The sequence below is a fragment of the Pseudarthrobacter sp. TRD_SC_9 genome (assembly GCF_055361265.1).
The window spans coordinates 1357452-1370356 of the sequence record NZ_CM143956.1; the positions used below are offsets into that span (position 1 = coordinate 1357452).

Annotated in this window: 11 protein-coding genes; 2 read left to right on the forward strand and 9 right to left on the reverse strand. The window is 63.6% G+C overall.

Features of this window, described 5'->3' with window-relative positions:
• Positions 1-40: 40 nt before the first annotated feature.
• The 5 genes from ACWA13_RS06430 to ACWA13_RS06450 form a co-directional block, all read right to left on the reverse strand.
• Positions 41-1600, reverse strand: a complete 1560-nt coding sequence (locus tag ACWA13_RS06430; protein WP_463937317.1) for an FAD-dependent oxidoreductase — start codon at positions 1598-1600, stop codon at positions 41-43.
• Positions 1597-3870 (reverse strand): molybdopterin oxidoreductase family protein, encoded by a 2274-nt coding sequence (locus ACWA13_RS06435; protein ID WP_463937318.1) that lies wholly within the window; start codon positions 3868-3870, stop codon positions 1597-1599. The genes ACWA13_RS06430 and ACWA13_RS06435 overlap by 4 nt, the downstream gene beginning before the upstream one ends.
• Before the next feature lies 1 nt (position 3871).
• Entirely contained in the window at positions 3872-5287 is a 1416-nt protein-coding gene (locus ACWA13_RS06440) for an MFS transporter (protein ID WP_463937319.1), read from the reverse strand.
• A 201-nt stretch (positions 5288-5488) separates the two neighbouring features.
• Entirely contained in the window at positions 5489-6055 is a 567-nt protein-coding gene (locus ACWA13_RS06445) for a glycosyl-4,4'-diaponeurosporenoate acyltransferase CrtO family protein (protein ID WP_463937320.1), read from the reverse strand.
• 4 nt (positions 6056-6059) lie between these two features.
• Positions 6060-6683: a TetR/AcrR family transcriptional regulator gene (locus tag ACWA13_RS06450; RefSeq protein ID WP_463937321.1), complete on the reverse strand. Its 624-nt coding sequence runs from the start codon at positions 6681-6683 to the stop codon at positions 6060-6062.
• A 130-nt stretch (positions 6684-6813) separates the two neighbouring features.
• Here ACWA13_RS06450 and ACWA13_RS06455 point away from each other — a divergent pair, with 130 nt between their 5' ends.
• Together ACWA13_RS06455 and ACWA13_RS06460 are read left to right on the forward strand one after the other, a co-directional pair.
• Entirely contained in the window at positions 6814-7437 is a 624-nt protein-coding gene (locus tag ACWA13_RS06455) for an NAD(P)H-dependent oxidoreductase (protein ID WP_463937322.1), read from the forward strand.
• A gap of 203 nt (positions 7438-7640) precedes the next feature.
• On the forward strand, positions 7641-9056 hold the full coding sequence (locus ACWA13_RS06460; RefSeq protein ID WP_463937323.1) for an MFS transporter: 1416 nt from the start codon (positions 7641-7643) through the stop codon (positions 9054-9056).
• A gap of 57 nt (positions 9057-9113) precedes the next feature.
• On the opposite strand, the gene ACWA13_RS06465 is transcribed toward ACWA13_RS06460, so the two are convergent.
• The 4 genes from ACWA13_RS06465 to ACWA13_RS06480 all read right to left on the reverse strand — a co-directional run bounded on the left by ACWA13_RS06465 (position 9114) and on the right by ACWA13_RS06480 (position 12897).
• Positions 9114-9845, reverse strand: coding sequence for a glutamine amidotransferase (locus ACWA13_RS06465; protein ID WP_463937854.1), 732 nt, complete (start codon positions 9843-9845; stop codon positions 9114-9116).
• A 36-nt stretch (positions 9846-9881) separates the two neighbouring features.
• A complete protein-coding gene (locus ACWA13_RS06470) occupies positions 9882-10310 on the reverse strand; it encodes a YybH family protein (protein WP_463937324.1) in 429 nt (142 codons plus the stop codon).
• Between the two features lie 15 nt (positions 10311-10325).
• Positions 10326-12137, reverse strand: coding sequence for an acetyl/propionyl/methylcrotonyl-CoA carboxylase subunit alpha (locus ACWA13_RS06475; RefSeq protein ID WP_463937325.1), 1812 nt, complete (start codon positions 12135-12137; stop codon positions 10326-10328).
• 127 nt (positions 12138-12264) lie between these two features.
• Entirely contained in the window at positions 12265-12897 is a 633-nt protein-coding gene (locus ACWA13_RS06480) for a Maf family protein (protein ID WP_463937326.1), read from the reverse strand.
• Between the last annotated feature and the right edge of the window lie 8 nt (positions 12898-12905).

Here is a 12905-nt window from a genome sequence, read left to right on the forward strand (position 1 = left end):
AGTAGCGAGTGGCGAAGTAGCGAGTGGTTGAGCAGCCGGTTCAGGCGACGGCTGCCTGGAAGTGCTGCTCGATCATTGCCTTGATGTCGTCGTGGCAGCCGCCGCAGCCGGTTCCGGCGCGTGTTGCCTTGGATACTTCTGCAACGCTGGCACAACCTTCTTCAACGGCGTTGCGGATGCTTGCACCACTGACTCCAGCGCAGCGGCACACCGTACCGTTGGGATCGCGGGGGCCGCTATCCGGAAGCTGGTCCGGCCCGTCCAGCCGCAGCATCAGGGACCGGTCAGCGGGAAGCTCCGAGCGCCGTTCGAACAACCCAACGAGTTCTGCGGCAGTCCTTGGCATGCCTACTGCAACCAGGCCTTCCAGCACGCCGCCGCGGGTGGTCATCTTGACGTAGCGGCCGTGCTCGGGGTCGGCCCACTGGGCCACCTGGAGGCGTTCGCGGCCATTTCCCACCCCGGCGGTGAGTGCCTCCTCGTCCCACGGCTCGGCGTTGTTGCTGCCTGCGACGGCGAGGTTCATGCCGTTGGCCTTCAGGACGATCACGCCGGGCAGTTCCTGCGGCAGGGGAGGCTGGGTCTCGGCCGCCGCCGGATCGCTGCCGGCAAGCAGCAGCAGGTGCTCCGCGAGCCATTCGGCCTGCCGCCACCCCGGGCCCACAAGCCCCAGCGGCCCGGTGGCGCTGCGGCATTCGATACAGGACTTGTCGGTGCAGCGGACCTCGGCGCAGTCTCCGATCGCGAAGATGTGCGGTTCGTGGTGGGCCTTGAGCTGGTGGTCCACCAGGATGCCGGTGCCGGTGCTCAACCCGGCGCCCTCGGCCAGCTCTGTCCGGGGCCGTACCCCGCACGACAGCACCAGGAGATCGCCGTCGATGGCGGAACCGTCGTCGAGCAGCAGTGCTGAGAAGCCGCCGTCGGCTGCGCTGTGTTCAACTCCGGTGGAACGGGCGTTGCCGGCCATCCGTACGCCGCAGCGGCGCAGGCTGTTGGCCAGCACGGAACCGCCGCCGCGGTCGATGTTGCGGCCCAATGGGTGGGGGCCGTTGTGGACCACGGTGACGGTGGCGCCTTCCTCGGCGGCGGCCAGGGCAATTTCCAGTCCCAGGACGCCACCGCCCAGCACCACCACACGCTTCCGGCCCTCGACGGCCTGGCGGAGCTGCCCGGCATCGCGGAGATCACGCAGTGCCGTAACGCCGGCGGGGAGCACCGGGTGGGCGGGGTCGGGGTTGATGCCGGTCAGATTCGGAATGACGGGCCGTGAGCCGGTGGCAAGGACCAGCCGGTCAAAGTGTACTTCTGAACCATCCATCAGCAGTACCCGCTGCCGGGGACGGTCGATGCGCCGGACGTGGACGCCCAGCCGAACGTCAAGACCGTCCGCAGCCAAGGCCTTGGCGTCGGCAAGGGCCAGAGTGTCGGCGGTGGTGTGCCCGACACCAACGGAACCGATCAGGACCCGGTTATAGGCAGCTACTGGTTCTTCACCAATCACCGTGAGGGTGACGCTGCCGTTGCGGACGCCCGGGAGCAGTTCGTCCACGAGCCGGGCGGCCACAGGCCCAAAGCCCACCACCACAATCTGTTCGGTCATGACGCCTCCATTGTTGCGGGAACGCGGTCCGGTGCGGCTGACTGAGTGGTTGCCAGCCTGACGTGGACGGTATTGAATTTGAACTCCGGCATTCCGGAGATGGGATCCGTGGCGGCCTCAGTGAGCCGGTTGGCGCTTTCCAGTTCAGGGAAGTGGAAGGGCAGGAAGACGGTTTCCTGGCGGATCGCCGTGCTGAGTTCGGCCTTGCACAGGACTTCGCCGCGTTTGTTCGCAATGGAGACGTACGCCCCCTCGGTGATGCCGAGCCCCGCTGCGGCAGCCGGATGGATCTGCACGGTGGCTTCGGGCCTCGCGGCCAGCAGATCGGCCACCCGCCGTGTCTGCGAGCCCGACTGGTAGTGCTCCAGCAGCCGCCCGGTGATGAGAGTCATGGACTTGCCGGTGGCCTTTGTGCCGGAGGCGGTTCCGGCAGCCGCGGCAGGTTCGGGAGTGGTAACGGAAACGGCAGTACGACGCCGGGGTGTCACTGGAGTGAGCACTGCCCTGCCGTCCGCGTGGGCGAAGGAGTCCACGAACAGCCGGGGAGTGCCGGTGCTTCCGGCGGGGTAGGGCCAGTAGGCAGCCTCGCCGCGATCAAGTTTGTCGTAGCTGATGCCCGAGTAGTCAGCCAGCCCGCCGGCGGAAGCCAGGCGCAACTCTTCGAAGACTTCCTCGGGGTACTCGCTGAAGGTGGAGGGAGCCTGGAGGGCCCCGGCAAGCCGGGCCATGATCCAGAGTTCGCTGCGCGCACCGGACGGTGGCTTGATGGCCCGGCGGCGGCGGAGCACTCGGCCCTCCAGATTGGTCAGGGTTCCCTCCTCCTCGGCCCACTGCAGTACGGGGAGCACCAGATCGGCTTCAGCGGCAGTCTCGGACATGAAGAAGTCACACACCACCAGGAAGTCCAGGCTGCGGAGTCCGGCGATTACGGCATTGGCGTCCGGGGCGGCCACAGCGATATTGGAGGCGTGCACAAAAAGGCAACGGACGCCGTCGGGCTTTCCCAGTGACTGCAGGAGTTGGACTGCCGGGAGGCCGGGACCGGGAATGCTCTCCTCCGGAACACCCCAGACGGCAGCCATATGCGCACGCGCGGCGGGGTCGGTGATCTTCCGGTAGCCGGGAAGCTGGTCGGCCTTCTGGCCGTGTTCTCGGCCACCTTGGCCATTGCCCTGGCCGGTGAGGGTGCCGTAGCCGCTGCGGGCGGAACCGGGAAGGCCGAGCAGCAGGCTGAGGTTGATGGCGGCGGTGGCGGTGTCGGTGCCGTCAATATGCTGTTCCACGCCACGGCCGGTGAGGATATAGCTGCCGCCTTGGCGGGTGCCGGCGGCCAGCCTGCGCGCGGCCTCGCGGATAAGTTCGGCAGGAACCCCCGTGAGAGACTGCACCCGTTCCGGCCAGAAGGCGTTCACACTGCGGACGACGGCGTCATAGCCAGAGGTACGCTCCCGGAGGTAGCTGGAGTCGCTGAGGCCTTCATGGATCACCACGTGGCTGATGCCCAGCAGGAGGGTGAGGTCAGTTCCGGGAAGCGGTTGCAGGTGGAGGCCGCCGCCGTCGGCCGTGAAGGCGGCTGTAGAGGAACGGCGGGGGTCCACCACGATCAGGCCGCCGTTGTCGCGGGCGCCCTGCAGGTGCTGGACGAAGGGCGGCATGGTCTCGGCCACGTTGGAGCCAAGGATCAGAATGGTACTGGCAGTTCCCAGATCTGCGAGGGGAAAGGGCAGGCCCCTGTCCACCCCGAAGGCGCGCATGCCCGCGGCTGCTGCCGAGGACATGCAGAACCGGCCGTTGTAATCGATCCTTGAGGTGCCAAGGGCAACACGGGCAAACTTGCCCAGGAGGTACGCCTTTTCATTGGTGAGGCCACCGCCGCCGAAGACACCTACGGAATCGGCTCCGTAGGAGGCCTGGGTTCTTTTGACCTGGTCCGTGACCAGGGCCAGAGCCTGGTCCCAGCCGATGGGCCGGTGGACGCCGTCGGCGCCGCGGAGCAGTGGCTCGGTGACCCGGCCGGGATGGTTTAACAGACTGGCCGAGGTCCAGCCCTTGCGGCAGAGGCCGCCACGGTTGGTGGGGAAGTCGCGTCCGGTGACCTCCAGCAACACCGGAAGCGCGGGCGGCGCGGCGGGGACAGCGTCGCTGGTGGAAACTCCGGCAACGGGCGCTGACCCCGGCTGTGCGGCCGGGGTCAGCGCCTTGGTGGACGTCAGCGTCATGGCGCACTGCAAGGCGCAGTAAGGGCAGTGCGTGGCGGCGCTTTTGGTCATGTTAGACGTGTCCCATCGCGTTTCGGCCGGCATTGCGGATGTAGCAGGCCCAGCAGACGGTCAGCATCAGGATGTAGGCCCCGACGAATCCGTAAAAAGCTGGAGTGTACGAACCGCTGGCGGTGTTGGAGGCGTTGAGCATTTGCGGGATGACGAACCCGCCGTAGGCGCCGATCGCGGAGATCAGGCCCAGGGCAGATGATGCCAGCCGCTGGGTGGCCACTGAGTCGGCACCGTTGCGTGCTGCCCGGCTGGACGTGGCAAAGATAACCGGGATCATGCGGTAGGTGGCACCGTTTCCGAAGCCGCTGGCGGTGAAGAGCAGCAGGAAGAGGAACAGGAAGAGCCAGAAGTTCTTGACTGGCAGGGTCCAGATCATGGTAAGCGTGATGATTGCCATGGAGGCGAAGGCGGCCACGGTCATCCGGGCGCCGCCCATGCGGTCGGCCATCCGGCCGCCGTAGGGGCGGGCCAGGGAACCGACCAGCGGGCCAAGGAACGCCAGCGACAGTGCCACGGTGCCCACTCCGATGGTGGAGAACTCCGGGAAGTAGTCCTTGATGAGCTTGGGGAACACGCCGGCGAAGCCAATGAACGAACCGAAGGTGCCGATGTAAAGCAGGGCCATGATCCATAGATGCGGTTCCTTGAGCGCCGCCACCGAGCCGGCCACGTCACCCTTGGCGCTGGTGAGGTTGTCCATGTACTTCCAGGCGCCGAAAGCGGCCAGGAGGATGAACGGTACCCACATCAGCCCGGCCATTGGCAGGTTGACGGTACCGGCGGCCAGGAGGGTGATGACGATCGGCACGGCGAGCTGTGCGACGGCGGCACCAAGGTTGCCGCCGGCAGCGTTCAGGCCCAGCGCCCAGCCTTTTTCGCGCGCCGGGTAGAAGAAGGTGATGTTGGCCATGGAGCTGGCGAAGTTGCCGCCGCCAAAGCCGGCCAGAGCCGCGACCAGCAGGAGCGTGCCAAAGGGGGTGTCAGGGTTGGAAACGCAAATGGCGAGCCCAATGGACGGGATCAGCAGCAGGAGCGCCGAAACGATGGTCCAGTTCCGGCCGCCGAAGCGGGGCACCATGAAGGTGTAGGGAATGCGCAGCGTGGCACCTACCAGGCTTGGCATGGAGATCAACCAGAAGATCTCGGACGTGGACAGAGTGAAGCCCGCCGCCGGAAGCTGGACAACAACAATGGACCAAAGTTGCCAAACGACAAAACCCAGGAATTCGGCGAAGATGGACCAGTTCAGGTTCCGGCGCGCAATGGAGCGGCCAGCGCTTTCCCACTGTTCGTGGTTTTCCGCGTTCCAGTTGGCGATCCAGCGTCCCGGCCGGAATTCAAGTGCGGGGACATGGCCTACGGTTGCGCCTGTGGCTGGCGCGGTAGCTGACTCAGTGGCACGATCAACAGTCACGGTGTCCCTCCTTTGAGGATTGATTGGGGAAAAGTTGTTTCCTCAAAGGTAGGCAGCCGGCGTTTCGTGGACGGTCCCGGTTTGTTAACGTGCTGTGACATTTGCCTATCGGCGCCTTCGGTCCGCTGTGAGAAGTCAGCTGACCTGCAAGCGCGGGTTGAGACTGCGATGGCTCCATGCCAGAAGCGCTGGCGCCTAAAGTCAGAGGTCCGTTACGTGGGAGTGAGCCGCTGGGTTGATGCCGGTTCGGCGGCTGATGATTTTGAACCGAACGACTCGTTGGATCATGACCGGGTACCCATGTAGCACCAGTCCGACAAGCAGTATCTGGCCGGCCCCCTGGAGATGGGTCGTAGCTGCGGCAGTAACGGCTAGCAGCACCGTGGCAGCAACGCCGAGAAGATGGCCGGTTTCTGACTGCTCAGTACCTCTGAGAAATCGGGACAGTCCCGAAGCGCCGCTCTCCGAGTGACGCATCTGCCTGATGACCCGATTCCATCCCAGCGAACTTAGTACGCGGCGAACCAACTCGGTACCTAATATTGCGTAGATGCGTGGTTCGTAAGGTTGGACCCGGTAGCGGGACCGGCCGACGTCGGTCAGGGCGGGCCCTGCGAGCAGTGCCATGAAGAGGAAGGCTCCTTGCGCAACGAATGCGAAGACCAAGTGGTCAGGCCCAATGGCAAACCAGCCTGCTCCCGCCAGGCCGAGACCGATCCCTAGACCCGCAACCATGGAACCAGACTGTTGACCGCGCTTTGTCCCCATGGGTCTAAGTCTGCAGATCAGCAGCGCTCTTACCAAGCTGGTCAGGCTGCCGCGGGTCCGTCCCGTTGGTAGATCGGGTGAGAATCGAAATGATGATGTTGATGAGCCCGGCGATGGCTTCTTCGGTTGGAAGGGACTGGCGTGCGGCGGCTTGAGCCAGTGCCTCCGCAGCTCCTACGATCGCGATCATGGAAGCGGTTGGAACCCTGCCGGTTGCCGAGAAGGGGTTTAGAGCACTCCGGCATAGGTCGATGTAGGCCGCCTCGGTATCACGTTTAAGTTGTTCCAGGTCGGGGGATCCTTCGAGTGCACCGAGGATGCCAGCCAATTGGCGTCCGTGCGCTACGACGCACTCCACGTGAGATTGGGCAATCGCCGTTGCCTGACCGCGCACAGTGTGCTCGGCGTCCGCAAGGGACCGCTCCAGCTTTTGCGTCTGTAGGGCGTCGAACTCACGGTACATAGCTATAAGCAGCGCAGAACGCGAGGCGAAGTGGTCATACACAACGGGTTTGGTGATGCCAGCGCGCTCAGCGAGACGGCCAAGAGTCAGGGAGTCGGTCCCACCGACATCGAGGACTGACCAAGCGACGGACAACAGCTGTTCCCGCCGTTCATTCTTGCGCATTTTTCCTAATGCCATGCCGTCCTCTCATCTCATCAGGTCTATCTACAGATAGTAGCCTACTGCTAGTAACCTACTGATGGTAGGTTTAAGCCGAGAAGGTGCTTCCTTAACTAATTCACCAGGAGACGTCGTGACCAAAGCGCTGATCGTGATTGCCCATCCGGACCAGAACTCGTTGACCCATTTCGTTGCGAAGGAGCTGAAAGGCGCCTTCGCTTATTGCGGGATGTCTAGTGAGGTCGCAGATCTTGCAGCGGAAAACTTCGATCCGCGGTTCACTAAAGACGACCGATTGTCATACCAGCAGGTGACAGGGTTGCCGGTTGATGTGGTTAGCGAGCAGGAGCGGATCGATCGGGCTGATCACCTTATCTTGGTCTTCCCGGTTTATTGGTGGTCGATGCCGGCTCTGCTTAAGGGTTGGATAGACCGTGTCTTCGTCAGTGGATGGGCGTTCGAACAGCCCGAGGGGAGTTCGTTGAAGCCCAAGTTAGGCCGGTTGTGCGTACACCTTGTCCCCATCGCGGGGAGTGATGCCAGCGCGTATGAGCGGCACGGCTACCGAGCATCGATCAGCACCCAGATTGAGCACGGGGTCATAGACTTCTGCGGGGCCAGACGTGGATCAACCACCTACATCTATGATTCCGAGACAAAGGGGCGGTCGGTAATTGCCGATGAGGTGAGCTCGCTTGCCAGGGACATCGCTAGAGGAGCGAGCAAGATATCGCTGAGTGCGGTGCCCTCCTCTTGAAGAACGCCCTGCAGCCAATTCTCAGCCTTTTCGAGCCGCCAGCTCCTAAGTCCCGGCGCTGGAACATAAGGCCGCGTTATGCCCAGGCAGGTCCACATAGTGGACTTCTTGTCCAAAGATTGGACTGTGGGAACTAATATTGAACTCTAACTATTTGCGGCCCGGAAAGCGGAAGCAGCCCGGCCTGACGAAAGCGTTGATACATGTCATCAGCTGAAACAACAACAGCGGAGCCAGGGTCCACGAAGCCCGTGAACTCCAAGGGCAAGGTCATCTTTGCCAGCCTCATTGGCACCACCATCGAGTTCTACGACTTCTATATTTACGCCACGGCTGCCGTCCTGGTCTTTCCGAAGCTCTTTTTCCCGCACGCGACAGAAATTAATGCGCTGCTGAGTTCGTTCGCCATTTTTGGTGTGGCTTTTATTGCCCGCCCGGTGGGTTCGGTTCTTTTTGGCCACTTTGGCGATAAGTTCGGCCGCAAAGGCACGCTGGTGGCTTCGTTGCTCACCATGGGTATTGCCACCTTCCTCATTGGGACGCTCCCCACGGCTTCCCTTCCCGGCTGGGCAGTCATGGCTCCATTGATGCTCGTGGTCCTGCGCTTTGCGCAAGGGCTGGCGCTCGGTGGCGAATGGTCAGGCGCGGCCCTGCTGGCTACTGAGAATGCTCCGAAGGGCAAGCGGGCAGTTTACGGAACCTTCCCGCAGCTTGGGGCACCCATCGGCTTTATCCTCGCCAACGTGCTGTTCATCTGGCTCGACGCGGCACTCACTCCGGAGGCGTTCCTCGCCTGGGGCTGGCGGGTACCGTTCCTGCTTAGCGCCGTGATGGTGATTGTGGGCCTTTACGTCCGGTTGAAGCTGGTGGAAAGCCTGTCCTTCCAGAAGGTACTCACCGAAGACAAGGTGGCCAAGGTACCCTTCACGGCCACCTTCAAGAACCACTGGCGCCCGGTGGTGGCAGGAACGTTCATCATGCTTGCCACTTACGTGCTGTTCTACATCATGACCTCCTTCACCCTGTCCTATGGCACCAAGCCCGCCTCCGTGGAGGCCGCCCAGGCGGTGGCGGAGAAGGCCGGCAAGCCGATGTCAGCAGCAGAGATCGCCGGCTTTGTTCCCGGGCTGGGTATTCCCCGTGGAGACTTCCTGTGGATGCTGATCCTCGGCGTCGTTTTTTTTGGCATTTTCACCCTCGTCTCCGGCCCACTGGCCGAAAAGTGGGGACGCCGCAAGTTCCTGCTCGCCGTCACCGCAGGCATTTTTGTCTTCGGCGTCCTCTGGTTCACCATGTTCGGACCGGGCCAGGCGGCTGCAATCGTCGGACTGATCGTGGGCTTTACCCTGATGGGCCTCACCTTCGGGCCGATGGCCGCGATTCTTCCGGAGTTGTTCCCGGCCAACGTCCGGTACACCGGGTCCGCGGTGGCTTATAACCTCTCAAGCGTGATTGGCGCCGCTCCGGCGTCGTTCATCGCGATCGCGCTGTGGCAGGCAGCCGGCGGCAGCACCTGGCTGGTGGGCGTTTACATGGCGGCCGCAGCGGTGCTCACCTTCATCGCGCTCTGGATCACCCGCGAAACGAAGGACACTGATTACGAGAACAACGTAGCCTAGTGTCGCTTACCTGAAAATGCCCGGCGTGTTCCCTCTTGGGGAACATGCCGGGCATTTTTACTTCGCGTAGCGTTCCACAAAATTCCGCAGGACCTTCATGGGCTCTGTGACTGTACTCAACCTGGCTTCCCTAATCAGGTCCTCGGCTGCTTCGGGGGCGAAGTACCCCGAGTGCCGGTAGACCCGGATCCTGGTCATCAGGCCTTCAGCATCGAGTTCCGGGTGGAACTGGGTGGCGTACAGGTTCTGTTTGATCCGGAACATCTGGACAGGGCACGACGCCGACGTCGCCAGCAGCACTGCATGCTCCGGCAGGCGGGTGCACGCTTCCTTGTGGCCGACGAAGGCGCTGAACTCCCGGGGAAGGCCTGCCAGCAGTGGGTCGGTACCGCCGTCGTCGTTGATCCTGACCTCTACCGCTCCCAGCGGTTCGCCGAAGGTCCTGTCAATCACCGCGCCCTGATGGGCGCCCAAGGTCCCCACTCCGTAGCAGGCGCCCAGGAACGGGAAATCCTCAGCGACCAGCGTGTCCAGGAGCCCTGATAGCTCCCGCTCCACCCGCTGCTGCGTTGCCGACTTGGACTCCGGAGGATCGCTGGAGGTAAACGGGCTGCCGCCAACGATGATGCCGGAGATGGTGTCCAGGTCCAGGCGGGGGATGGGGCCGGCATCAAGCCTGATGCGCAGCAACTCCTCAGGTTGCAGGCCGCAAAAGCGCAGGTAGGCCGCGTATTCCTCGTCCGCGGCCGCTTCCTCAGGGCGGGAAGCCAACAGCACAAAGGGCAACAATTTGCTCACCACCCTTCAGTCAGGAGACTGTGCCTCTTAGGTAACCGTAGCGCGTCGTGCCTGCGGATGGGCATTGGTGTCGGCATGACGGTGGGCCAGCTTCCAGAAGCCCTCTTCACGCCGGAAGATGCTGGTTACCCGCAGGGCAAATTCCTCTTCCGCCTGCCCGGCGCCAACCCGGGCGCGGAAATGTTCCGTCTCCACCAAATACGCGGTGTCCTGCGCGTGATACGACGTGATGGTTTCAAACCCCAGCATCACGCCATCTGCGTAGTAGCGCGACGCCTGGTCAAGCCGCGCCTCTACCTGCGCCCAGCCACGGGCGATCCCGCCCAGCGGATTAGCCAAGGTGACGTCGTCGAGCCTGGAATAGAGCTCCTTCACGGCCTGCGGGTTGCCCCGCATAATTTCCGGGATGGCCAGGTGGTAGCGGGCAACTTCTTCTTCAAAACTTGGTGCAAGCACGTGCTGGTCTCCGCCTTAGTCTTCGATGGTGGCAATGACGGCACCGGTAGCCACCGTTTCACCGGCGATGGCACTCAAGCCGGTGATCGTTCCGGCGCGGTGGGCAGTGAGCGGCTGTTCCATCTTCATGGCTTCCAGCACCACGACGAGGTCACCCTCGGCAACGACGTCGCCGTTGGCTACTGCAACTTTGACGATGGTGCCCTGCATGGGAGACGCAAGGGAGTTACCGGTCGCGGCTTCGGCGGGGCCGGCGGAGCGGGCGCGCTTCTTGGACTTTCCTGCCTTGGCTGCGCTTGGGCCTGCCATTGCCAGGGAACCGAGCGATGCAGGGAGCACTACCTCAAGGCGCTTGCCGCCAACCTCGACGACGACCCTCTGGCGATCTCCGGCGTCTGCCGCTTCTGCGATCCCCTCCGGAGTCCAGGCCGGAAGGGCGTTGGTGAATCCGGTCTCAATCCAGCGGGTGTGGACAGCGAAGGGGCCGCTTTCCGGCGCGAACGCGGAGTCGGTGACCACGGCGAGGTGGAACGGGATAACAGTGGGGATGCCCTCCACCACCATTTCCTCAAGGGCACGGCGTGAGCGTTCCAGGGCCTGGCGACGGGTGGCGCCGGTGACGACCAGCTTGGAGAGCATGGAGTCGAAGTTGCCACTGATCACGTCACCCTGCTCAACGCCGGAGTCTATGCGGACACCGGGGCCTGTGGGGTTCCGAAGCGTCCGGATGGTTCCCGGCGCCGGCATGAAGTTGCGGCCCGGATCTTCCCCGGTAATGCGGAACTCAAAGGAGTGGCCGCGGACTTCGGGATCGTCGTAGCCGAGTTCCTCGCCACGGGCCAACCGGAACTGCTCGCGGACGAGGTCGATTCCGGTGACTTCCTCTGAGACGCAGTGCTCCACCTGGAGCCGGGTGTTGACCTCAAGGAAGGAGATGGTGCCATCCTGCCCCACCAGGAACTCGCAGGTGCCGGCGCCGAGGTAGCCGGCCTCCTTGAGGATGGCCTTTGAGGACTCGTACAGCAACCGGTTCTGCTCTTCGGTCAGGAACGGGGCCGGAGCCTCTTCGACAAGCTTCTGGTTGCGGCGCTGCAGCGAGCAGTCGCGCGTGGAGACCACCACGACGTTGCCGTGCGCATCGGCCAGGCACTGGGTTTCCACGTGGCGCGGGGCGTCCAGGAACCGTTCAATAAAGCATTCGCCGCGTCCGAAGGCGGCCGTGGCCTCCCGGACTGCGGACTCGAACAGCTCGGGGATTTCATCACGGGTGCGGGCCACCTTGATGCCGCGGCCGCCGCCGCCGAATGCCGCTTTGATGGCAACGGGAAGGCCGAACTCGTCAACGAACGCCAGGATTTCCTCGGCGGATTCGACCGGGTCAGCAGTCCCGGGAACCTGTGGAGCGCCAACCTTCTCGGCGATATGCCGGGCCTGGACCTTGTCCCCCAGGGCGGAGATGGCTTCGGGGGAGGGGCCGATCCACGTGATCCCGGCCTCGATGACCCGGGCTGCGAACTGCGCGTTTTCAGCCAGGAAGCCGTAGCCCGGGTGGATGGCGTCGGCGCCGGAACGGACGGCGGCGTCGATGATCTTGTCCATCAGGAGGTAGGACTCGGCGGCCGTGTTGCCACCCAGTGCATACGCCTCGTCAGCAAGACGTACATGGAGTGCGTTCTGGTCGGGATCTGCGTAAACGGCGACGGAGGCGATGCCCTCGTCGCGTGCTGCCCGGATAATCCGGACGGCGATTTCACCGCGGTTCGCGATCAGCACCTTCGTGATGTTTGATGGTGCTTGGGGGCCGGACTGCTCCGAAATAGCTGACAAGGCGTCTCCTTCTTTCTTCAGGGAGCCTAGCGCTATTTTGAGGGTTCCGCCGATGTTACTTGCGGAATCCGCCCGTGCAGCGGTCATCCTTTGTAGGGAAGCTACAACTTGCGTGGAAATGATCCGTTCAGGCGGAGGTCCACAGTTCTGTGATGCCGACGCCGGCCTGGGCCAGCAGCCTGCGCAGGGTGGAGATGGAGAGGCCCACCACGGCATGGGGATCGCCATCGACCTTGCGGATAAAGGCGCCCCCCAAGCCGTCGATGGTGAAGGAGCCGGCGCAATGCAGCGGTTCCCCGGTGGCAATGTAGGCGTCGATTTCGGCTGAAGTCATGTCTTCGAAGGCCACCTCCGCCGAGGCAACTGCACCGAGCGTGGCACCGGAGCCGTTCCCGGAGTCGGTGTCCCTGCAGTCAATCAGCCAGTGTCCGGTGTGGAGGACCCCTGCGCTCCCGCTCATCCTGAGCATCCGTTCGCGGGCCACAGCTGCCGTGTACGGCTTTCCGTGTGCCTCGCCGTCGAACTCGAAGACTGAATCGCAGGCAATCACCAGGGCGCCCTCCGCTTCCGGGAGCGCCGCCACGGCTTCGCCCTTGGCCCGGGCCAGCAGCAGGGCGGTGTCGTGCGGATCGGTCACCCCGTACTTGGCCTGGACTGCGTCTTCATCCACATCAGAGACCATCACGGTGTGCCCAATGCCGGCGTCGGTAAGCAGTTTAGTCCGGGCGGGGGACTGGGAAGCGAGAATGAGCCGGGTCACGTCAATTA